This is a genomic window from Mycolicibacterium sp. XJ879, from assembly GCF_053483935.1.
On sequence record NZ_JBEFTH010000009.1, the window covers coordinates 15,644 to 38,084 of the forward strand.

General features: G+C 65.3%; 19 protein-coding genes. 16 read left to right on the forward strand and 3 right to left on the reverse strand.

The annotated features are described in order from the left end of the window. The first annotated feature begins 22 nt into the window (after positions 1-22). The 8 genes from ABQF13_RS19005 to ABQF13_RS19040 are packed head-to-tail and all read left to right on the forward strand — an operon-like array spanning position 23 to position 7,267. Positions 23-763 (forward strand): helix-turn-helix transcriptional regulator, encoded by a 741-nt coding sequence (locus tag ABQF13_RS19005; RefSeq protein WP_448394494.1) that lies wholly within the window; start codon positions 23-25, stop codon positions 761-763. After that, entirely contained in the window at positions 760-2,205 is a 1,446-nt protein-coding gene (gene sufB, locus ABQF13_RS19010) for a Fe-S cluster assembly protein SufB (RefSeq protein WP_448394335.1), read from the forward strand. The genes ABQF13_RS19005 and sufB overlap by 4 nt, the downstream gene beginning before the upstream one ends. Beyond that, positions 2,202-3,386 (forward strand): Fe-S cluster assembly protein SufD, encoded by a 1,185-nt coding sequence (gene sufD, locus ABQF13_RS19015; protein ID WP_448394336.1) that lies wholly within the window; start codon positions 2,202-2,204, stop codon positions 3,384-3,386. Before sufB ends, sufD begins: the two co-directional genes overlap by 4 nt. Next, positions 3,386-4,153 carry a Fe-S cluster assembly ATPase SufC gene (gene sufC / locus ABQF13_RS19020; RefSeq protein ID WP_448394337.1) on the forward strand — a complete coding sequence of 256 codons (768 nt, stop codon included), beginning with the start codon at positions 3,386-3,388 and terminating at the stop codon, positions 4,151-4,153. The genes sufD and sufC overlap by 1 nt, the downstream gene beginning before the upstream one ends. 1 nt (position 4,154) lies before the next feature. Continuing rightward, a complete protein-coding gene (locus ABQF13_RS19025) occupies positions 4,155-5,417 on the forward strand; it encodes a cysteine desulfurase (RefSeq protein WP_448394338.1) in 1,263 nt (420 codons plus the stop codon). A 9-nt stretch (positions 5,418-5,426) separates the two neighbouring features. Continuing rightward, a complete protein-coding gene (gene sufU, locus ABQF13_RS19030) occupies positions 5,427-5,897 on the forward strand; it encodes a Fe-S cluster assembly sulfur transfer protein SufU (protein ID WP_448394339.1) in 471 nt (156 codons plus the stop codon). Next, entirely contained in the window at positions 5,875-6,222 is a 348-nt protein-coding gene (locus ABQF13_RS19035) for a metal-sulfur cluster assembly factor (protein ID WP_448394340.1), read from the forward strand. The genes sufU and ABQF13_RS19035 overlap by 23 nt, the downstream gene beginning before the upstream one ends. A gap of 49 nt (positions 6,223-6,271) precedes the next feature. Then, complete coding sequence (locus tag ABQF13_RS19040) at positions 6,272-7,267, forward strand: GGDEF domain-containing protein (RefSeq protein WP_448394341.1); 996 nt, start codon at positions 6,272-6,274, stop codon at positions 7,265-7,267. A 15-nt stretch (positions 7,268-7,282) separates the two neighbouring features. Here ABQF13_RS19040 and ABQF13_RS19045 read toward each other — a convergent pair whose 3' ends face one another. Continuing rightward, positions 7,283-7,567 (reverse strand): hypothetical protein, encoded by a 285-nt coding sequence (locus ABQF13_RS19045; protein WP_448394342.1) that lies wholly within the window; start codon positions 7,565-7,567, stop codon positions 7,283-7,285. Between the two features lie 196 nt (positions 7,568-7,763). Here ABQF13_RS19045 and ABQF13_RS19050 point away from each other — a divergent pair, with 196 nt between their 5' ends. The 6 genes from ABQF13_RS19050 (at position 7,764) to ABQF13_RS19075 (ending at position 16,681) form a co-directional block, all read left to right on the forward strand. Beyond that, positions 7,764-12,608, forward strand: a complete 4,845-nt coding sequence (locus ABQF13_RS19050; protein WP_448394343.1) for a DEAD/DEAH box helicase — start codon at positions 7,764-7,766, stop codon at positions 12,606-12,608. Between the two features lie 54 nt (positions 12,609-12,662). Continuing rightward, a complete protein-coding gene (locus ABQF13_RS19055) occupies positions 12,663-13,190 on the forward strand; it encodes a hypothetical protein (RefSeq protein ID WP_448394495.1) in 528 nt (175 codons plus the stop codon). A gap of 304 nt (positions 13,191-13,494) precedes the next feature. Next, positions 13,495-13,860, forward strand: coding sequence for a thioredoxin (gene trxA, locus ABQF13_RS19060; RefSeq protein WP_448394344.1), 366 nt, complete (start codon positions 13,495-13,497; stop codon positions 13,858-13,860). 18 nt (positions 13,861-13,878) lie between these two features. Then, on the forward strand, positions 13,879-14,709 hold the full coding sequence (locus ABQF13_RS19065) for an enoyl-CoA hydratase (RefSeq protein ID WP_448394345.1): 831 nt from the start codon (positions 13,879-13,881) through the stop codon (positions 14,707-14,709). Between the two features lie 15 nt (positions 14,710-14,724). Then, the gene (locus tag ABQF13_RS19070; RefSeq protein WP_448394346.1) at positions 14,725-16,362 is read left to right on the forward strand and encodes an ABC-F family ATP-binding cassette domain-containing protein; all 1,638 of its coding nucleotides are present in this window, start codon (positions 14,725-14,727) and stop codon (positions 16,360-16,362) included. Between the two features lie 124 nt (positions 16,363-16,486). Beyond that, complete coding sequence (locus tag ABQF13_RS19075) at positions 16,487-16,681, forward strand: helix-turn-helix domain-containing protein (protein ID WP_427058476.1); 195 nt, start codon at positions 16,487-16,489, stop codon at positions 16,679-16,681. Here ABQF13_RS19075 and ABQF13_RS19080 read toward each other — a convergent pair. Next, complete coding sequence (locus ABQF13_RS19080) at positions 16,678-17,247, reverse strand: TetR/AcrR family transcriptional regulator (RefSeq protein ID WP_448394347.1); 570 nt, start codon at positions 17,245-17,247, stop codon at positions 16,678-16,680. The two genes, ABQF13_RS19075 and ABQF13_RS19080, sit on opposite strands and share 4 nt — an antisense overlap. A 3-nt stretch (positions 17,248-17,250) precedes the next feature. Further along, on the reverse strand, positions 17,251-20,100 hold the full coding sequence (gene acnA / locus ABQF13_RS19085) for an aconitate hydratase AcnA (RefSeq protein WP_448394348.1): 2,850 nt from the start codon (positions 20,098-20,100) through the stop codon (positions 17,251-17,253). Positions 20,101-20,229: 129 nt separating this feature from the next. Between acnA and ABQF13_RS19090 the strand changes: the two genes are divergently transcribed. Further along, positions 20,230-20,748 (forward strand): Rv1476 family membrane protein, encoded by a 519-nt coding sequence (locus ABQF13_RS19090; protein WP_448394349.1) that lies wholly within the window; start codon positions 20,230-20,232, stop codon positions 20,746-20,748. 253 nt (positions 20,749-21,001) lie between these two features. Then, positions 21,002-22,441, forward strand: a complete 1,440-nt coding sequence (gene ripA / locus ABQF13_RS19095; protein ID WP_448394350.1) for an NlpC/P60 family peptidoglycan endopeptidase RipA — start codon at positions 21,002-21,004, stop codon at positions 22,439-22,441.

Sequence of the window (22,441 nt, forward strand, 5' to 3'; positions counted from 1 at the left end):
CCGTCACAATGGTGTTGTGAAAATAAGTCCGGAAGTCAGCAGCGACCGCCACACGCGTGGCGCGATCGTGCAGATGCTGCTGGAATCCGGACCCATCACCGCAGGTGAGATCGGCGAACGGCTCGGTATTTCCGCAGCGGGCGTGCGCCGACACCTCGATGCGCTGATGGAGGCCGGCGATGCGCAAGCCAGCGCTGCGGCGACCTGGCAGCACAGCGGCCGGGGCCGTCCGGCCAAACGGTACCGGCTCACCGCTGCGGGCCGGGCCAAGCTCGGCCACCGCTACGACGACCTGGCGGCGGCCGCGATGCGGCAACTGCGGGAGATCGGCGGCGACGATGCCGTGCGGACCTTCGCACGTCAACGCATCGACAGCATCCTGGCGGGAGTAACCGGCGGGTCCGATGACGTTGAAACAACTGCGGACCAGGTGGCGGCGGCGCTTACCGAGGCCGGTTACGCCACCACCACGACGCCGGTTGCCGGTCCGGTGGACGGCATCCAGCTGTGTCAGCACCACTGCCCGGTGTCACACGTCGCCGAGGAGTTTCCCGAACTCTGCGAGGCCGAGCGCGAGGCGTTCGCCGAGGTGCTCGGAACCCACGTGCAGCGGTTGGCCACCATCGTCAACGGCGACTGCGCGTGTACGACGCACGTGCCGCTCGCCGAGAAGAGCGCGAAGAAGAGCAAGGCCAAACCGAAGACCCTTCGGCGCACAGCCCGCGCCGAAGCCCCGACAAGCAAACAAGGAGCGTCGAAATGACGACCACCCCCGAGATCCAGAAGGTCGGCGAACCGCTCAGCCAGGAAGAGGCCATCGCCTCGCTGGGCCGGTACGGCTACGGCTGGGCGGACTCCGACGACGCGGGCGCGGTCGCCCAGCGCGGTCTGTCCGAAGCGGTGGTGCGCGACATCTCGGCGAAGAAGAGCGAGCCGGAGTGGATGCTGGAAACCCGGCTGCGTGCGCTGCGCACCTTCGACAAGAAGCCGATGCCCAAGTGGGGTTCCGACCTCGGCGGTATCGACTTCGACAACATCAAGTACTTCGTGCGGTCCACCGAGAAGCAGGCGGCCACGTGGGACGACCTGCCCGAGGACATCCGCAACACCTACGACAAGCTGGGCATCCCGGAGGCGGAGAAGCAGCGCCTGGTCTCCGGTGTCGCGGCCCAGTACGAGTCGGAGGTGGTCTACCACCAGATCCGCGAGGACCTGGAGGCCCAAGGCGTCGTCTTCCTCGACACCGACACCGCGCTGCGCGAGCATCCGGAGATCTTCAAGCAGTACTTCGGCACTGTGATCCCGGCCGGCGACAACAAGTTCTCCGCGCTGAACACCGCGGTGTGGTCGGGTGGTTCGTTCATCTACGTGCCGCCCGGCGTGCACGTCGACATCCCGCTGCAGGCCTACTTCCGGATCAACACCGAGAACATGGGCCAGTTCGAGCGGACGTTGATCATCGTCGACGAAGGCGCCTACGTGCACTACGTGGAGGGCTGCACCGCACCGATCTACAAGTCCGATTCACTGCACTCCGCCGTGGTGGAGATCATCGTGAAGCCCGGCGGGCGGTGCCGTTACACGACGATTCAGAACTGGTCGAACAACGTCTACAACCTCGTCACCAAGCGGGCCCGCGCCGAGGCGGGCGCCACCATGGAGTGGATCGACGGCAACATCGGCTCGAAGGTCACCATGAAGTACCCGGCCGTGTGGATGACCGGTGAGCACGCCAAGGGCGAGGTGCTCTCCGTCGCGTTCGCCGGCGAGGACCAGCACCAGGACACCGGCGCGAAGATGCTGCACCTGGCGCCGAACACGTCGAGCAACATCGTGTCCAAGTCGGTGGCCCGCGGCGGCGGACGCTCGTCCTACCGCGGTCTGGTGCAGATCAACAAGGGCGCGCACGGCTCTAAGTCCAATGTGAAATGCGATGCGCTGCTGGTCGATACGATCAGCCGTAGCGACACCTACCCGTATGTCGATATCCGCGAGGACGACGTCACGATGGGCCACGAGGCCACCGTGTCGAAGGTCAGCGAGGATCAGATGTTCTATCTGATGAGCCGCGGCCTGTCCGAGGACGAGGCGATGGCCATGGTGGTGCGGGGCTTCGTCGAGCCGATCGCCAAGGAGCTCCCAATGGAGTACGCGCTGGAGCTCAACCGGCTGATCGAGCTGCAGATGGAAGGCGCAGTTGGGTGACGACAAGCAATCTGACCACGGCCGTCGAGGGGCAGAACAAAGGCGAGGTGTTCACCTCGTTCGACGTCGACGCCTTCGAGGTGCCGCACGGCCGTGACGAGATCTGGCGGTTCACGCCGCTGAAGCGGTTACGCGGGCTGCATGACGGCACCGCGCCGGCCACCGGAAGCGCGCGCATCGACGTGACCGAACGCCCGGGTGTGACGGTGGAATCCGTGCGCCGCGGCGACCCGCGACTGGGCGAAGGTGGCGTGCCCGCCGACCGGATTGCCGCCCAAGCGTTTTCGTCGTTCAACAACGCGACGGTCGTCACCGTCGGACGGGACACCGTGGTGGACGATCCGATCGAGATCGTGGTGACCGGGCCCGGTGAGGGCGCAACGGCATACGGTCATCTTCAGGTGCGCGTCGAAGAACTCGCAGAGGCGGTGATCGTCATCGATCACCGCGGCAGCGGAACCTACGCCGACAACCTCGAGTTCGTCGTCGGTGACGCCGCCACGCTCAAGGTGGTGTCGATCGCCGACTGGGCCGACGATGCGCTCAACGTCAGCATGCACCACGCATCGCTGGGCAAGGACTCGGTGTTTCGGCACACCGCGGTCACACTGGGCGGCGACCTGGTCCGGATGACGGGACGGGTGCGCTACCGCGCGCCAGGCGGTGACGCCGTACTGCTGGGCCTGTACTTCGCCGACGACGGGCAGCATTTCGAGTCACGCCTGCTCGTCGACCACGCCGAGCCGAACTGCCGCTCGCAGGTGACGTACAAGGGTGCGCTGCAAGGCGATCCGGCGTCGGCCAAACCCGATACCCGCACGGTGTGGATCGGCGATGTGCTGATCCGGGCCGCGGCCAGCGGCACCGACACCTTCGAGACCAACCGCAACCTGGTGCTCACCGATGGTGCGCGTGCGGACTCGGTACCCAACCTCGAGATCGAAACCGGTGAGATCGTCGGCGCCGGCCACGCCAGCGCGACCGGGCGGTTCGACGACGAGCAACTGTTCTATCTACAGGCGCGCGGCATCCCCGAGGATCAGGCGCGACGGCTGATCGTGCGCGGCTTCTTCGGCGAGATCATCCAGCAGATCACCGTACCCGCAGTGCGCGAACGCCTCAGCGACGCCATCGAACACGAGCTCGAGCTCACCGAAGTACTTCAAGGCAAGGACAGCTAATGACCACTCTGGAAATCAAGGACCTGCACGTCAGCGTCGCAGCCACTGAAGCGGCCGATGCGATCCCGATCCTCAAGGGCGTCGATCTCACCGTGAATTCGGGGGAGGTCCATGCCCTGATGGGGCCCAACGGATCCGGGAAGTCCACGCTGTCCTACGCGGTGGCCGGACACCCCAAATACGAGGTGACCTCGGGCTCGATCACGCTCGACGGCCAGGATGTACTGGAGATGACCGTCGACGAGCGCGCCCGCGCCGGCCTGTTCTTGGCCATGCAGTACCCGGTGGAGGTGCCCGGGGTGTCGATGTCGAACTTCCTGCGTTCGGCCGCGACGGCGGTGCGCGGTGAGGCCCCCAAGCTGCGGCACTGGGTCAAAGAGGTCAAGGGCGCAATGCAGGCCCTCGACATCGACACGTCGTTCTCCGAACGCAGTGTCAACGAGGGCTTTTCGGGCGGTGAGAAGAAGCGTCACGAGATCCTTCAGCTGTCGCTGCTGAAGCCGAAGATCGCGATCCTCGACGAGACCGACTCCGGTTTGGACGTCGACGCGTTGCGCGTCGTCAGCGACGGGGTGAACCAGTACGCCGAAACCGAGAACGGCGGCATCCTGCTCATCACGCACTACACGCGGATCCTGCGGTACATCCAGCCGCAGTTCGTGCACGTGTTCGTCGGTGGGCGCATCGCGGAATCGGGTGGACCCGAACTGGCCGACGAACTCGAGGAGCACGGCTACGAACGGTTCGCCCAAGCCGTGGAGGCCTGAGATGACGACCGCGCAGACTCTGGACGTCACCAGGATCCGGGCTGACTTCCCGATTCTGAAAAAGGTGATGCGCGGTGGGAAAACGTTGGCGTACCTGGATTCCGGAGCCACCTCGCAGCGGCCGGTGCAGGTGCTCGACGCTGAGCGGGATTTCCTGACCACGTCCTACGGCGCGGTGCACCGCGGCGCGCACCAGTTGATGGAGGAGTCCACGGACGCCTACGAACAGGGCCGTGAAGACATCGCCGCGTTCGTCGGCGCCCGGCCCGATGAGCTGGTGTTCACCAAGAACGCGACCGAGGCGCTCAACCTGGTGTCCTACGTCTTCGGCGACAACAGGTTCGAGCACGCGGTCGGCCCCGGAGACGTCATCGTGACCACCGAGGTGGAGCACCACGCGAACCTGATCCCGTGGCAGGAACTGGCCCGTCGTACCGGCGCGACGCTCAAGTGGTACCAAGCCACTTCCGAGGATCCCGAAGCCGGACGCATCGACCTCGACTCCCTTGCGCTCGATGACCGCGTCAAAGTCGTTGCGTTCAGCCATCACTCGAACGTGACGGGTGCCCTGGCGCCGGTGCACGAACTGGTGGCGCGGGCCAAGGCCGTCGGAGCGCTGACTGTGCTGGACGCGTGCCAGTCCGTTCCGCACCAGCCGGTGGACTTCGCGGCCCTGGATGTGGACTTCGCGGCATTCTCCGGACACAAGATGCTGGGCCCCACCGGCATCGGCGTGCTCTACGGACGGCGTGAACTGCTCGATGCGATGCCGCCGTTTCTCACCGGCGGCTCGATGATCGAAACCGTCACGATGGATGGCGCGACGTACGCCCCGCCGCCGCAGCGCTTCGAGGCCGGAACGCCGATGACGTCTCAGGTCGTCGGATTGGGCGCCGCCGCACGCTATCTCCGCGAGGTCGGGATGGACGTGGTGGAAGAGCACGAGGCGCAACTGGTGGCCGCGGCGCTCGAGGGGTTGGCCGGCATCGACGGCGTACGCATCATCGGGCCGACGACGCTTGCGAACCGGGCGTCCCCGGTTTCGTTCGTCGTCGACGGTGTGCACGCCCACGACGTCGGGCAGGTGCTCGACGACGAGGGTGTCGCTGTGCGCGTGGGTCATCACTGCGCGTTTCCGCTGCACCGCAAGTTCGGGATCGCCGCAACGGCGCGCGCGTCGTTCGCGCTCTACAACACCCTCGACGAGGTCGACCGCCTGGTGGCCGGTGTGCGGCGGGCTATCGAGTTCTTCGGCAGGGCCTGAGGTTTCGCGATGCGTCTCGAGCAGATGTATCAGGAAGTGATCCTCGATCACTACAAGCGTCCGCACCATCGGGGTCTGCGCGAGCCGTTCGCCGCCGAGGTGCACCACGTCAACCCGACGTGTGGTGACGAGGTGACGCTGCGGGTGGCGCTGTCCGCCGACGGGGAGACCGTTACCGACATCTCCTATGACGGGCAGGGTTGTTCGATCAGCCAGGCGGCGACATCGGTGCTGACCGATCAGGTGATCGGCCAGAGCGTGGGCGATGCGCTCAAGACGGTGGCGGCCTTCAGTGAGATGGTTTCGTCGCGCGGCACCGTTGCAGGGGATGAAGATGTGCTCGGCGACGGCGTGGCATTCGCGGGGGTGGCGAAATACCCCGCGCGGGTGAAGTGCGCGTTGCTGGGCTGGATGGCTTTCAAGGATGCGCTTGCGCAAGCCAGTGAGGAGATGTCAGATGAGCGACACCGCAGTGCCTAATGAGGAACTGTTGTTCGATCTCGAGGAGGCGATGCGCGACGTCGTGGACCCCGAACTGGGGATCAACGTCGTGGACCTCGGCCTCGTCTACGGTCTGAACGTCGAGAAGGGGGAGCAGGGCAACGTCGCGCTGATCGACATGACGCTGACGTCGCCGGCCTGCCCATTGACCGACGTCATCGAGGACCAGTCACGTACCGCGCTGGTGGGCACTGGGCTGGTCAACGAGATCAAGATCAACTGGGTGTGGAACCCACCGTGGGGGCCCGACAAGATCACCGACGACGGCCGCGAACAGCTGCGGGCACTCGGCTTCACCGTCTAAAGCGACAGTCAACCGGCGCCCCGATGCGGCGTCGGATTAGTCTGATCGCGTGATCAGCGGGACGGCTGTATCGCCGTTGGGAAGTGCGTTGCGCAGGCGCATGCTGGTGGCCTACCTGGTGATCCTGCTGGGCTTGTACGCGCTGAGCGTGGCGGTCGCGTTCGGGGGGGACTCACCACCGTCGGATGTGCGGGGCGAGGGTCTGGCGGTCGCGCTATGCCTGGTCGGGGTGCTACTCGCGGTGCGCACACCGCTGCGGGGCTGGCGCTACATCGCAGCGGTGGCGTGCGCGGGCACTGCCCCCATCGTCGCCCTGTTGTTTCACGAACAGCTTGCCGCGCAGGTCTGGTCGGTTGTTCCGCTGATGTTCGTGGCGATATTTCTGCGGAGCTGGCATCGGCCGGTCACGGCGCGCGCGACGTCTGCGGCTATCGCTGTCGGTGCGGCGTTGACGCTGTTGGTGGCCCCGGCCCCGGTGCCGGCAATGTGGTTGGTGCTGTACCTGGTGTGCATACCCGGGGCAGGGGAAGTGTGCGGCTGGGTGAGCTCGGCATTGATCGACCTAGCGTTGCGTGATCCGCTGACGGCGGTATGGAATCGGGCCGGTGTCGAGCGACACGCGAACGAGATGGTGGCGCGTGCGCGACGGCGGCGCCAGCCGGTTGCCGTGATCGTCCTCGACGTCGACGACTTCAAGACCGTGAACGACAGCCACGGGCACCTGGCCGGTGACGCAATCCTGGTCGAGCTGACGCAGCGGTGGACCCCGATAGTGCCTGAATCGTCGGTATTGGGCCGGGTGGGCGGTGACGAATTCGTCGTCGTTCTCACCGGGTATGACCAAAACCGGGCCCGGGCACTGGCCGCCGAACTCGCCGACGGGAATGCGGTGCACGTCACCTACGGGCTGACGCTCGATCCGACCGGCGCCGAACTTTTCGAGACACTGTTTCGGGCCGCCGATCGGGACCTCTATCGGCGCAAGCGGATGCGCAAATCCCAACCGAGGGGCACGGTTGACCTGACGAACTTCTCGGCAAGCTGAAGCCGGTCGGCGCAGCTATCTGTCGCGTAGTCCGATGATCAGGTCTGTCATCTCGGCCATGTGCTCTTCGACAGACCGAAAGCGGGAGTCCGTTAGCCGCAAGCCGTGGTCCATCCGTTGGAACCCCTGGTTCACACGTTGCTCGAGTTCGGTGAGCCTCGTGGTGTGGTCGCGCTGGTGCATCGCGAGTTCACGCTGGTTGGCACCCAACGCGTTGACGGCCGCGAGCACGGCGCGGTAGTCGGCCTGGGAGGCCTCCAGTGCCGCTATGCGCGCCTCGAAATCTTCCAGTGTCGCCACGTCACCATCATAAGGCGGGGTCCTGCATCGGATGGTCGCGTCTGTGTCGGGCTGTGAATGACGCGTCGGGCCAGGATCGCTGACTCGCCCACGTCGACGAAGTCCACGCACCTCTTTGCCAGCGCAATTGCCTGCGGCATGTCAGTTGCCGTAAGTATGGTCGTGACGCTTTGCGTGAGAGGGGAGGTGGACGGCCATGGGCTCCGTGCACGACGTCATCGACGCACTTCGTAAGGCGCCGTCGAACTCCGAGCGCGGAACGAAGTTCGAGAGGCTGATGGTGCGCTATTTCGAACTCGACCCGACGCTGTCACAGCAGTACGACGCCGTTTGGCGCTGGACCGACTGGCCGGACCGCAAGGGAAAGGTCGACACCGGCATCGACCTGGTCGCCCGCGAACGTGACACCGGTGAGTACACCGCGATCCAGTGCAAGTTTTACGAGCCCACACACACCCTCTCGAAAGGTGACATCGACTCGTTCTTCACCGCGTCGGGAAAGAAGCCGTTCACCAACCGGGTGATCATCTCCACGACTGACCGATGGGGTAAGAACGCGGAGGACGCCCTCGCCGACCAGACCGTCCAGGTCCAGCGGATCGGTATGGCCGAAATCGCCGAATCGCCGATCGACTGGGACATCGCCTGGCCGCAGGGCGATCTCGAGGTCAGTTTGTCGCCGGCGCAGCGACACGGCGCCAGACCGCACCAGGTCCAGGCGATCGAGAAGGTGTTCAACGGGTTCGCGGTCGGTAACGACCGCGGCAAGCTGATCATGGCGTGCGGCACGGGTAAGACATTCACCGCATTGAAGATCGCCGAGGGCACTGCTGTCGAAAACGGGAACAAGGCGCGGATTCTGTTCCTGGTGCCGTCCATTTCGCTGCTGAGCCAGACGTTGCGGGAATGGACGGCGCAGTCCGAACTCGATCTGCGTGCCTTCGCAGTGTGTTCGGACACCAAGGTGTCGCGGTCAGCCGAGGACTACAACATCCACGACGTGCCGATCCCGGTCACGACAGACCCCCAAGTTCTATTGCACGAAATGCAGCACCGCAGGCGCGCACAAGGCTTGACGGTGGTGTTCTGCACCTATCAGTCGCTGCCGGTGGTCGCCAAAGCCCAAGGGCTCGGCCTGGATTCGTTCGATCTGGTGATCTGCGATGAGGCACATCGCACCACCGGTGCGACGCTCGCCGGCGAGGACGAGTCGAACTTCGTCCGCATCCACGACGCCGACTACCTCAAGGCCACCCGACGGCTGTACATGACGGCGACGCCACGCATCTTCGATGAGAACGTCAAGGACAAGGCCAACGAGCATTCGGCTGAGCTGGTGTCCATGGACGACGAGCTCACCTACGGTCCGGAGTTTCATCGGCTGACGTTCGGTGAGGCGGTCGACCGGGGTTTGCTGACCGATTACAAGGTGCTCGTTCTCACCGTCGACCAGTCGGTGATCGCGGCTCGGCTGCAGCAGGAACTCGCCAACGTATCGGGTGAACTGTTGCTCGACGACGCCTCGAAGATCGTGGGTTGCTGGAACGGGCTCGCCAAGCGGGCAGGTACTGCGCCAGACGGGACGGGTTTCGCGCCAGCAGAGGCGCCGATGCGCCGGGCGGTCGCGTTCGCTCAGGACATCAAGACATCGAAGCGGGTCGCCGAGATCTTTCCCCGGGTGGTGGAGGCGTATGCCGATCTGCTGAACGAGCGCGAGGACGACGGCGAGCGTGTCGAGGAGACCAACCGTGGTTTGAAGTGTTCGGTCCGCCACGTCGACGGCACATTCAACGCGTTGGCCCGAAACGCGGAGCTGTCATGGCTCAAAGGTGTTGTCGCCGAAGATGAATGCCGCATTCTAACTAATGCCCGGTGCCTATCCGAGGGTGTCGATGTACCCGCACTCGACGCGGTGCTGTTTCTCAATCCGCGTAACTCGCAGGTGGACGTGGTGCAGTCCGTCGGCCGGGTGATGCGCAAGGCGCCGGGTAAGGACTACGGGTATGTGATCCTGCCGGTCGCAGTGCCGGAGGGTGTTGAGCCGTCGATCGCCCTGGACGACAACAAGCGGTTCAAAGTGGTGTGGCAGGTACTCAATGCCCTGCGGTCACACGACGAGCGCTTCGATGCGATGGTCAACAGCCTCGCGCTTAATAGCAAGTCCGACACCAAGAGGGCCGGCGAAGGCAGCAACAAACTACTTGGCGGTCACGTAGGGCCGACAACCGATGAACCCGGTTCGGATGTCGGCTTACAGCAGCCCGGCAACACCGCGGCGCAGATGGCGTTGTTTTCGCTGGCGCAATGGCAAGAAGCGATCTATGCGCGCATCGTCGACAAGGTCGGCACCCGGACGTACTGGGAGCAGTGGGCCGCCGACGTGGCCGACATTGCTGCGGCGCTCATCACCCGGGTCAAGGCGCTGCTCGGCGGCGCGAACCCCCGGGTCTCCGAGGCATTTGACCAGTTCGTCGCGGGCCTGCGGGACAACCTCAACGACTCGATCACCACCGAAGATGCGATCAGCATGCTCTCACAGCACCTGATCACCAAGCCGGTGTTCGACGCGTTGTTCTCCGGGCACGACTTCGCGTCCCACAACCCGGTGTCGCGGACCATGCAGAAAATGGTCGACACGCTCGGCGACGCGGGGTTGGAGGCGGAGACCGCGAAGCTGGAGGGCTTCTACGAATCGGTGCGGCGTCGCGCGAGCGCAGTGTCCAGCGCCGAAGGCAAGCAGCAGGTCATCGCCGAGCTGTACGAGAAGTTCTTCCGAATTGGCTTCAAAAAGCAATCTGATGCGCTGGGAATCGTCTACACACCAGTAGAAGTCGTCGACTTCATTCTGCGGGCGGCCGACCACGTGATGCGCGAACACTTCGGCAAGGGCCTGACGGACGAGGGCGTGCACATCCTCGACGGGTTCGCCGGCACCGGCACGTTCATCACGCGGTTGATGCAGTCCGGCTTGATCACTCCAGGGGATCTGGCGCGCAAGTACGCGAATGAGTTGCACGCCAACGAGATCATGTTGCTGGCGTACTACATCGCTGCGGTGAACATCGAGGCCACCTATCACGCGCTGGTGGGCAAGACTGCCGACACCGGTGACTACGAGCCTTTCCCGGGGATTGCGCTGGCCGATACGTTTCAGATCAGTGAAGCCGACGACAGCATGGACGCGATCATGTTCCCCCAGAACAACAATCGGATCCTCAACCAGCTACAGACACCGATGAACGTGATCATCGGCAACCCGCCGTACTCGGTGGGTCAGACGAGCGCGAACGATCTGAACGCGAACGTCAAGTACCCGACGTTGGATTCACGGATTGAGCAGACGTACGCGAAGCGGTCCACGGCTACGAACAAGAACAGCCTGTATGACTCGTATATTCGTGCATTCCGGTGGGCAACAGACCGGATTGGCGACGCAGGGGCTATCGCGTTCGTGTCCAATGGGGGCTGGATCGACGGCAACACCGCAGATGGCATGCGGCTGTCTCTGGCCAATGACTACTCGACGATCTATGTGTATAACCTCCGAGGCAACCAGCGGACTGCGGGCGAGCTGTCGCGCAAGGAGGGCGGCAAAGTGTTCGGCGGTGGCAGCCGCAACACCGTGGCAGTGTTCATCGGTGTCAAGGATCCCACCCACGCCGGACCGTGCCGGGTCTTCTACCGCGATATCGGCGACTACCTCAGCCGCGAGGATAAGTTGCGCATCGTCGACGCCGAGCAGGTCGACGCGGTCGAATGGACCAGCATCACGCCGAATGACCATGGCGACTGGGTGAACCAACGTGACGAAGCCTTCCTCGTCTGGCCCCTCATAGGCGACAAGGAAGGCGGTCAGCGAGTCTTCGCGAATTACTCGGCGGGCCTGAAGTCCAACCGCGATAGCTGGGTCTACAACTTCTCAGCAAAAGTAGTCGAGTCAAACGTGAGCCGAATGATCGACTTTTATAACGGCCAAGTCGACGCCTTCGCTGCTCGCCGTACGGCAGATCCGCTGGCAGACGTTGACGCGTTCATCGATACCGACCCCACTAAGATCAGTTGGGGGGGAAGCATCAAGTCGCAATTATCAAGGGGCAAGCGCTTCACATACCGTCCGGGTCACGTTGTCCCGGCGTTGTATCGGCCGTTCCATCCGCAATGTGTCTACTTCGATGCCCAACTTAACGAGCGTCGGTACCAGCTGCCGACGATGTTCCCGACCCCGCAGCACACGAACCTCGGTTTCTATACTCCGAATGCTGGCAGCATGGCTCCTCCCTTCATGTGCCTTATGACGGATCGGCTGCCGGATAACGGTGTTGCGGGTACCAGCGCGGCAAACTACTACTCCCGCTGGACCTACGAGAAGGCGGAATCCGCCACCGGGGAACTCGATTTCGGTGCGGCTACCGATATCGACGAATACGGCTACCGGCGCATCGACAACGTCACCGACGAGATCCTCAAGCTCTACCGCGAAGCCCTCGGCGAGCAGGTCACCAAGGACGACATCTTCTACTACGTTTACGGTCAACTGCACGACCCGGACTACCGCGAGAAATATGCCGCCGATCTCAAGAAAATGCTGCCGCACATCCCCACGCCGGGAAGTCATGAGCGGTTCGACCAACTCGCGGACGCCGGCCGAAAGCTCGCCGAGCTGCATGTCAGCTACGAATCAGTCGAGCCGTATCCGCTTGATGTGCAACTGAAACCAGGTGTCGATCCGGATGATCGCGAGACCTGGCGCGTGCAGAAGATGAAGTGGCGGTCCAAGACTGACCACTGCGCGATCACATATAACGCCAAAGTGACTATCGCGGGCATTCCCCAGGAAACCGAGCGTTACATGCTCGGATCACGATCCGCGCTCGGCTGGATCATCGACCGCTACAAGGTCACCACCGACAAAGCCTCCGGCATTGTCAACGACCCCAACGACTGGTGCGATGAGCACGATGACCCGACCTACATCGTCGACCTCATCAAGCGGGTTACCACGGTGAGCATAGCGACGATGAAGATCGTCGATACCCTCTGACGCACGGGGGCGAGCCACAAAACCGACTGATCGAAGGGACGGCCGTTGGTCACGGTGCCGGCATTCGCATGGCGCGGCGGCTTTGTCCGCCGAGCGCTGACGATCGGGCCTGCGGTCGGGCTGGTCCTCGGTGTGCTGGCATGGCTGGATTCGGGTCTGGTTGCTGCAGGCGTTTGCGTTCTGGTGATTGTCGGTGTGTTCTACGGCGTCTGGATGGCGCGGCGTATGAAGCGGTATTGGCCTGGCGCCGAAGGTCTTTCGGGCGCGGAGCGAGTGAAGGTGGTGCGTGCCGCACGACGCGGTGAGCGCATCACCGATGCCCGGCTGACCCCAGCGGCCCTCGACTACCGCACCGGCATCCACGCGGCGGCGGAAGAAGCCAAACCGTTCCGCTGGCTGTTGCCCGTCGTCTTGGCTGTCGGTGTGGCCACCGCCGGGTGGGACGCCGCTTTCGGCTCATGGGGCAACGCAGTGGCCTCGTTCATCTACCTGGTGATGCTGCTGGCGGAGGTGTTGTGGTGGCCGAGGCGACGCGCGCGGCTTCTGTCCAACGTCGACCGCGCATCCAGCACCCCTCGATGAGCTTCGACCCCCTCTGCGTCGCCACCCGACGCTAGCTACGCGGGCTGGCGGAAAGCCTGATCGCGGGCTCGCTGTACCGGGTGGCGGGCACCATCCTGTCGGCGGTGCGTCCGGCCGGCTTCGCGGGCCCCGGGATCGCGCTGGCCGAACGCGCCGTTCGGAGCACTGAACGCCCTGGACCCGGCCCACGACGCCGACACGCTTACCGAGCGCATCGTCGCGTTCTTCGTGCGCGGCCGCACCGAACTGTGGGGTGGCCCGTAGGCTGGGAACATCCCACCGCCAACCAGCGTTAGGAAGCAACGTGGCTACCAAGGAATTGACCGCCGAAGAATTCAACGACACCATCAACGACAACGAGATTGTGCTGGTGGATTTCTGGGCGTCGTGGTGCGGCCCGTGTAAAGCGTTCGCGCCGACGTTCGCAGCGTCTGCGGAGGAACACCCCGACGTGGTGTTCGCCAAGGTCGACACCGAGGCCGAGCAGGAACTCGCGGCCGCCGCCGACATCCGCTCCATCCCCACCCTGATGGCGTTCAAGAAGGGCAAGCTGGTGTTCAACCAGGCCGGGGCGCTGCCGCCCGCGGCGCTCGAGGAGCTCGTGCAGCGCGTCAAGGAATTCGACGTCGACGCCGCGATCGCCGCTCAGAACGACGGCCAGCCCGAGTGAGCGGACGCACGCGATAGCGTGCAGTCCGTGACCGAGCAGACCGATTTCGTCCTCGTCGACCGCCCGCGCGCCGATATCGCGCTGGTGACCCTGAACCGGCCCGAACGCATGAACTCGATGGCGTTCGACGTGATGGTTCCGCTCAAGAAAGTCCTCGACGAGCTGAACTACGACAACGCCGTGCGGGTGATCGTGCTCACAGGCGCCGGGCGGGGCTTCTCGTCGGGCGCCGACCACAAGTCGGCGGGCAGCGTTCCGCACACCGATGGCCTGACCCGGCCGACGTTCGCGCTGCGATCGATGGAAGTGCTCGACGAGGTGGTCCTGGCGCTGCGCAAGATGCACCAGCCGGTGATCGCCGCGGTCAACGGCGCAGCGATCGGCGGGGGCCTGTGCCTGGCCCTGGCCTGCGACATCCGGGTGGCCGCCACCAGCGCGTATTTCCGCGCCGCCGGGATCAACAACGGCCTGACCGCCAGCGAGTTGGGCCTGTCGTATCTGCTGCCCCGCGCGATCGGCACCTCGCGGGCGTTCGAGCTGATGCTCACCGGCCGCGACGTCGAGGCCGAGGAGGCCCAACGGATCGGCCTGGTGTCCACGACGGTGGCCGACGACCAACTGCTGCAGACCTGCTACCAGCTGGGGGAGCGGATCGCGTCGTTCTCGCGGCCGGGAATCGAGTTGACCAAGCGCACACTGTGGAGTGGACTGGACGCCGCTAGCCTCGAAGGGCACATGCAGGCCGAAGGTCTGGGCCAACTCTATGTGCGTCTGCTCACCGCGAACTTCGAAGAGGCGGTGGCCGCGCGCGCCGAGAACCGGGCCCCCAACTTCACCGACGACAAGTAACAGGAGAGCAGCCGCGTGATCACCGCAACGGACCTCGAGGTCCGCGCCGGCGCGCGCACGCTGCTGTCCACCGACGGTTCGGCGCTGCGCGTGCAGCCCGGCGATCGCATCGGGCTCGTCGGACGCAACGGCGCCGGGAAGACCACCACCATGCGGATTCTGGCGGGTGAGGGCGAACCCTACGCCGGAAAGATCTCCCGGGCAGGTGAAATCGGGTACCTGCCACAGGATCCGAAAGAGGGCGACCTCGACATGCTGGCCCGCGACCGGGTGCTGTCCGCCCGCGGCCTCGACACGCTGCTCTCCGACCTGGAAAAGCAGCAGGTGCTGATGGCCGAGGTCGCCGACGACACGGCCCGGGACAAGGCCGTTCGGCGCTACGGCCAACTCGAGGAGCGGTTCGCCGCACTGGGCGGCTACGCCGCCGAGAGCGAGGCCGGCCGGATCTGCGCGAGTCTGGGCCTGCCCGAGCGGGTTCTCACCCAGCCGCTGCGCACGCTGTCGGGCGGACAGCGGCGCCGGGTGGAGCTGGCGCGAATTCTGTTCGCCGCCTCCGAAGACGGCTCGGGGGCCTCGGGTTCCACGACCACGCTGCTACTCGACGAGCCGACCAACCACCTCGACGCCGACTCCATCGGTTGGTTGCGCACCTTCCTGCAGAACCACACCGGCGGGCTGGTGGTCATCAGCCACAACATCGACCTGCTCGCCGACGTCGTGAACCGGGTCTGGTTCCTCGACGCCGTGCGCGGTGAGGTCGACGTCTACAACATGGGCTGGCAGCGCTACCTCGACGCCCGTGCCACCGACGAGCAGCGTCGCCGTCGGGAACGCGCCAACGCCGAACGCAAGGCGGCCGCACTGCGCACCCAGGCCGCGAAGATGGGCGCCAAGGCAACCAAAGCCGTTGCCGCGCAGAACATGCTGCGCCGGGCCGACCGGATGATGGCCGCGCTCGACGAGGAGCGGGTGGCCGACAAGGTGGCCCGAATCAAGTTTCCGACGCCGGCCCCGTGCGGGCGCACCCCGTTGGTGGCCAAGGGGCTGACCAAGAATTACGGGTCGTTGGAGGTGTTCTCGGGCGTCGACCTGGCCATCGATCGCGGCTCGCGCGTGGTGATACTCGGTCTCAACGGTGCGGGCAAGACCACGCTGCTGCGCCTGCTGGCCGGGGTGGAGACACCGGACGCCGGCGCGATCGAGCCGGGCCACGGCATGAAGGTCGGCTACTTCGCCCAGGAGCACGACACCCTCGACGACGCCGCCACGGTGTGGGAGAACATCCGCCACGCGGCACCCGATACCGGCGAGCAGGATCTGCGGGGGCTGTTGGGCGCGTTCATGTTCAGCGGTCTGCAACTCGAGCAGCCGGCAGGCACCTTGTCCGGCGGCGAGAAGACCCGGCTGGCATTGGCCGGCCTGGTCGCCTCCACCGCCAATGTGCTGCTGCTCGACGAGCCGACCAACAACCTCGACCCCGCGTCCCGCGAACAGGTGCTCGACGCGCTGCGCAGCTACGTCGGCGCGGTGGTGCTGGTGACACACGATCCGGGCGCAGCCGAGGCGCTGGACCCGCAGCGCGTCGTGCTGCTGCCCGACGGCACCGAGGACTTCTGGTCCGAGGAGTACGCGGAGCTGATCGAGCTCGCCTGACCGGCGGGCGGGTGTGTAGCCGAATTGCGAACCGTTTCACCCATTTCCACCCACCGGGTGTAGCAGCTTCCTACGCTGGGTATCCGTCGGGGCATCACAAGTGCGCGGGGAGGTGCCAGGCAGGATGACCCAGAAGAAGTCCAGCAAACCAAGAGACCAGCTCTTGAACGAGTTGCGCAGCGCGTACGAGAACGGCGCGAGCATCCGGACGTTGGTCGCGTCGACCGGCCGCTCGTACGGCTCGATACACAGCATGTTGCGGGAGTCAGGTACGACGATGCGCAGCCGCGGTGGTCCCAACCACCGCAGCCGCCGTTAGCGTTGCTGCTGGCGCAGCGACGCCTCGACGAGGTCCAGTACGCCGCTGAGCCTTTCAGGATCATCGCCTGACGCCAGCCGTGCGACCAGACCGTCGAGCACGAGGTCGAGGTAGGTTTGCAGGACGGCGCTGGGGACGTCGTCGCGCAGCCGCCCGGCCTGCTTCTGCCGCCGCAGTCGCGCCGTGGTCGCGGCCGACAGTTCAGCCGAGCGTTCCTTCCAGCCGCGGTGAAACTCCGGGTCGTTGCGCAGCTTGCGGGCGATCTCCAACCGGGTGGCCAGCCAGTCGAACTGATCGGGCGCGGCCAACATATCCCGCATCACCTGCACGAGGCCTTCGCGCGCCGCCACATCGGCCATCCGCTCGGCGTCCTCGCGGGCCAACTCGAAGAACAGCGTGTCCTTGTCGCGAAAGTGATGGAAGATGGCGCCGCGCGACAGCCCGATGGTCTGCTCGAGCCGCCGCACGGTCGCCTTGTCGTAGCCGTACTCCGCGAAACACCTCCGGGCACCGTCGAGGATCTGGCGGCGGCGGGCCGCCAGATGGTCGTCGGTGACCCGCGGCATCCGTCAGGACTTCAACATGTTGCGCAACACGTACTGCAGGATGCCGCCGTTGCGGAAGTAGTCCGCCTCACCGGGGGTGTCGATGCGCACCACCGCATCGAACTCGACCGGATCGACGCCCTCCTTCGTGGCTTTCACCTGCACGGTCTTGGGCGTCTTGCCTCCGTTTTTCCCGTCGCTGCGCTCGCCCCGGTCGTTGAGCGCCTCGATGCCGGTGATGTCGAACGTCTCGGTGCCATCCAGCCCGAGGCTGGCCGCCGACTCGCCCTGGGGGAACTGCAGCGGGATGACGCCCATGCCGATCAGGTTGCTGCGGTGGATCCGTTCGAACGACTCGGCGATCACCGCGCGGACGCCCAGCAGGCTGGTGCCCTTGGCGGCCCAGTCCCGCGACGAGCCCGAACCGTACTCCTTACCGCCCAGCACGACCAGCGGAATGTTCTGCGCCGCATAGTTTTGCGCGGCATCGTAGATGAACGCCTGCTCGCCGTCCTTGGTGAAGTCGCGGGTGTAGCCGCCCGCGACGTCGTCGAGCAGCAGGTTGCGCAATCGGATGTTGGCGAAGGTGCCGCGGATCATCACCTCGTGGTTACCGCGCCGCGAACCGTAGGAGTTGTAGTCCTTGCGCTCCACGCCGTTGGCGTCGAGGTACTGCGCGGCCGGTGTGCCGGGCTTGATCGCGCCGGCGGGGGAGATGTGGTCGGTGGTCACCGAGTCACCCAGCAGCGCAAGTACTCTGGCGCCGCTGATGTCGGACACCGGCTCGGGCTCGGCGGACATACCGTCGAAATACGGGGGCTTGCGGACGTACGTCGAGTCGGGGTTCCACTCGAAGGTGTTACCGCTCGGCGTCGGCAGGTTGCGCCACCGTTCGTTGCCCTTGAAGACATCGGCGTAGTTCTTGGTGAACATCTCGCGGTTGATCGCCGAGGCGATCGTGTCGTTGATGTCCTGCTGCGACGGCCAGATGTCCTTGAGGTAGACCTCGTTGCCGTCCTTGTCCCTGCCCAACGGTTCCGCGTCGAAGTCGAAGTCCATCGTGCCCGCCAACGCGAAGGCGATCACCAAGGGCGGCGACGCGAGGTAGTTCATCTTCACGTCGGGGTTGATGCGGCCCTCGAAGTTGCGGTTGCCCGACAGCACCGCGGTCACCGACAGGTCGTTGTCGTTGACGGCCTGTGAGATCTCGTCGGGCAGCGGGCCGGAGTTACCGATGCACGTGGTGCAGCCGTAGCCCACCAGATAGAAGCCGAGCTTCTCCAGATAGGGCCACAACCCGGCCTTCTCGTAGTAGTCGGTGACCACCTGCGAACCCGGCGCCATCGTGGTCTTCACCCACGGCTTGGTGCTCAACCCCTTCTCCACGGCGTTGCGGGCCAACAGCGCCGCGCCGAGCATGACCTCGGGGTTGGAGGTGTTGGTGCACGAGGTGATCGCCGCGATCACCACGGCACCGTGATCGATGATGAACTCGCCGTGCTCGTCGGACTTCACCTCCACTGGGTTGGTCGGCCTGCCGTCGGCGCCGACGGCCGCGGACGGAACCACCGCATCGTCGTCGGCGAAGGCGAGGCTGGCTGCGGGATCACTGGCCGGGAAGGTGTCCTCGACGGCCTCGTCGAGCTTGGTGTGCTCAACGGGCATGTTCTGTTCGACGTAGTTGTGGATGTCCTTGCGAAACGCGGTCTTTGCGTCGTTGAGCGCGATGCGGTCCTGCGGCCGCTTCGGTCCAGCGATCGACGGCACCACCTCGGACAGGTTGAGCTCGAGGTACTCGCTGAACTTCGGCTCCCGACTCGGGTCGTGCCACATGCCCTGTTCCTTGGCGTAGGCCTCGACCAGCGCCAGCTGCTCGTCGCTGCGCCCGGTGAACCGCAGGTAGCTGATGGTCTCTTCGTCGATCGGGAAAATCGCTGCGGTGGAACCGAATTCCGGGCTCATGTTGCCCAGCGTGGCACGGTTGGCCAGTGGCACCTCGGCCACGCCGTCGCCGTAGAACTCGACGAACTTGCCGACCACACCGTGCTGTCGCAGCATCTCGGTGACGGTCAGCACGACGTCGGTGGCGGTGACTCCTGGCTGGCGCTCGCCGGTCAGCTTGAACCCGACCACCGGGGGGATCAGCATCGACACCGGCTGGCCCAGCATGGCGGCCTCGGCCTCGATACCGCCCACGCCCCAGCCCAGCACGCCGAGCCCGTTGACCATCGTGGTGTGACTGTCGGTGCCCACGCAGGTGTCGGGGTAGGCGGTCCCGTCGCGGTCCATCACGACGCTGGCCAGATACTCGATGTTGACCTGATGCACGATGCCGGTGCCCGGCGGCACCACCTTGAAGTCGTCGAACGCACCCTGTCCCCACCGCAGGAACTGGTAGCGCTCGCCGTTGCGCTCGTACTCGATCTCGACGTTGCGCTCGAACGCATCGGCGCGGCCGAACAGGTCGGCGATCACCGAGTGGTCGATCACCAGGTCCGCGGGGGCGAGCGGGTTGACCTGTTCGGGGTCACCACCAAGTTCGGCGATCGCCTCACGCATGGTGGCCAAGTCGACAATGCACGGCACGCCGGTGAAGTCCTGCATCACCACCCGGGCGGGGGTGAACTGGATCTCCACGCTGGGTTCGGCTTCCGGATCCCAGTTGGCGATCGCCTCGATGTGCTCTTTGGTGATGTTGGCGCCGTCCTCGGTGCGCAGCAGGTTCTCGGCTAGCACCTTGAGGCTGAAGGGAAGGCGCTCGGTGCCCGGCACCGCGTCGAGGCGATAGATCTCGTAGCTCTTGTCGCCGACCTTGAGCGTGTCACGGGCACCGAAAGAGTTCAGGGACGAATTGGCGTTATTACCTTTGCTCACATCAACTCCCGGCTAGTTCTCGCCGCCGACGGGCTGAGTCGACGGCCCACGTAACCCTAACAGTACGCTTGTCCTGCAATACGGCCAGGGTCGTCGCTTTACGGGTACCCATAACGTACGGTTCTGACTGTGAACGGACCGCACGTAATCCCGTATCTGCCGGGTTATATCCCGCCGGACGTCGATATGGACCAGATCAACGCCGACGTTGCCGACGACGGGGTTGCCGTGCCGCCCGCCGCCGCAGCCGACGTACCCGCGTTACGTGAGGTCGTCGAGCAAGCAGGCCAGGAAGGCATCGACCTCAAGATCGTCATCATCGAGCACAACCCGCCGATCGACACCCCGCTGCGCGACATCGCGACCGAGGTCGGCCAGGCGCATCCGGGGTCCACGGTGCTGGTGCTTAGCCCCTCGGAGTCCGGCACGTACAGCCCGACCATCGACCGGGTCACGCTGGAGGCCGGCCAGGACGTCGCTGAGGGCCGCGGGCCGGTGCAGGGTGCGAAGAACTTTCTCGGCGAGTTGACGACCGAGCACTTTCCATGGACGGCATTCACACTATTGCTCGTACTCGGGGTGGTGGCCGCCGTTATAGCGACCCGAATGTTGCAGGTTCGTAGCAAGCGCGTACTTTCCCGCGACTAACCTCAAAGTCCACGCCAGCCAGCAGCTTTTGTCTGCATTAGGTGCCGCCGGGCAAATGCAAAGATCACGGCGAGATAACACCTTCTGCAATTACAAAGTTGTAGTTTGTTACTAAAGTTTCTTCAGCGTCAGATGTGTCGTACGGTGCAAACGGTGGCTGATGTTGTAGTTGTGATTGCTGTGACTTCTGCGTACTCAGGCGCCCGACGAATGTGCCCGCACGTTCGCGTCGAGCCATAGGAGACACGAGTCGATGAGACGCAACCCTGGCGCCTCTGTTTCGCGGCCGCGCGGACGTCTTTGCGCGGCTCTGCTGGCGGTAGGCGTGTTGTTCGCGACACCCGGTTTGGTGACACCGGCCCCCGCCGCCGCGCAACCCGGCGGGGCAGACGGGGTCGCAGAGCTTGTCGCCGCCGTCGCCAACGCCAACCAGAAGCTGCAGGACCTCGGCGCGGCGATCCAGGCCGAACAGGAGAGCGTCAACAAGGCGATCGTCGACGTGGCGACCGCGCGCGACAACGCCGCCGCCGCACAGCGCGAGGTCGAGGCGAGCAGCCAGCGGGTCGAGGACGCCAACCGGGCGATCGAGGCCGCACAGCAGCGGTTCGACAAGTTCGCGGCCGCCGCCTATATCAACGGCCCCTCGGACTCGTACCTGACCGCGGGCGACCCGGGCGACATCCTCGACACCGTCGCCGTCGGACAGACCCTGGCGGTCAGCACGCAACAGGTGATCGAAGACCTGCAGCGGGCCCGCACCGATCAGGTGAACCGCGACTCCGCGGTGCGGTTGGCCAAGCAGAACGCTGACAAAGCCCTCGCTGAAGCCGAAGCCAGCCAGCACGAAGCGGTTTCGGCGCTCAAGACCGCGCAGGGCACCTTCAGCGCGCAGCAGGCCGAACTGGACAAGCTCACCGCCGAACGCGCCGCCGCGCAGGCCAAGCTCAACGAGATCCGCCCGATGGCCGCACAGGCGCCGGCGCCGGCCAGCGGCCCGCAGCCGCAAGCGGCACCGGGGGCGCCGGCGAACCCGGCCGCCGACTGGGACCGCGCACCCCAGAAGATCGACCCGGCCACCGGCAACTGGGCCACCGCGTGGGATCCGTTCCTGCCTGCCATTCCCAGCGCCTTCGTCAGCGGTGATCCGATCGCGATCATCAACGAGATCCTGGGCATCATGGCGACCTCGGCGCAGGTCACCCAGGACCTGGGCCGCAGCTTCCTGCAGAAGTTGGGGCTGCTGCCCACTCCGACCGGCTACACCAACGGCGCGATACCCCGCGTCCACGGCCGCCAAGCCACCGAGTACGTCATCCGGCGGGCCATGACCCAGCTCGGGGTGCCCTACTCGTGGGGCGGCGGCAACGCGGCCGGTCCCAGCCGCGGCATCGACTCCGGTGCAGGCACAGTCGGATTCGACTGCTCCGGGCTGATGCTTTATGCGTTCGCCGGTGTCGGCATCAAGCTGGACCACTACTCGGGTTCGCAATACAACGCGGGCCGCAAGGTTCCGTCGTCGCAGATGCGCCGCGGCGACATGCTCTTCTGGGGACCTAACGGCAGCCAGCACGTGGCCCTCTACCTCGGTGACGGCCAGATGCTCGAGGCGCCCTACACCGGGTCGGTGGTCAAGGTGTCACCGGTGCGCACCAGCGGCATGACCCCGTACGCGACACGTCTCATCGAGTGGTGA

Excerpts from the sequence above, each read along its gene's own strand:
- sufB (WP_448394335.1), top strand. The coding sequence starts at position 760 with ATGACGACCACCCCCGAGATCCAGAAGGTCGGCGAACCGCTCAGCCAG.
- sufC (WP_448394337.1), top strand. The coding sequence starts at position 3,386 with ATGACCACTCTGGAAATCAAGGACCTGCACGTCAGCGTCGCAGCCACT.
- ABQF13_RS19025 (WP_448394338.1), top strand. The coding sequence starts at position 4,155 with ATGACGACCGCGCAGACTCTGGACGTCACCAGGATCCGGGCTGACTTC.
- sufU (WP_448394339.1), top strand. The coding sequence starts at position 5,427 with ATGCGTCTCGAGCAGATGTATCAGGAAGTGATCCTCGATCACTACAAG.
- ABQF13_RS19035 (WP_448394340.1), top strand. The coding sequence starts at position 5,875 with ATGAGCGACACCGCAGTGCCTAATGAGGAACTGTTGTTCGATCTCGAG.
- ABQF13_RS19050 (WP_448394343.1), top strand. The coding sequence starts at position 7,764 with ATGGGCTCCGTGCACGACGTCATCGACGCACTTCGTAAGGCGCCGTCG.
- ABQF13_RS19075 (WP_427058476.1), top strand. The coding sequence starts at position 16,487 with ATGACCCAGAAGAAGTCCAGCAAACCAAGAGACCAGCTCTTGAACGAG.
- ABQF13_RS19080 (WP_448394347.1), bottom strand. The coding sequence starts at position 17,247 with ATGCCGCGGGTCACCGACGACCATCTGGCGGCCCGCCGCCGCCAGATC.
- ripA (WP_448394350.1), top strand. The coding sequence starts at position 21,002 with ATGAGACGCAACCCTGGCGCCTCTGTTTCGCGGCCGCGCGGACGTCTT.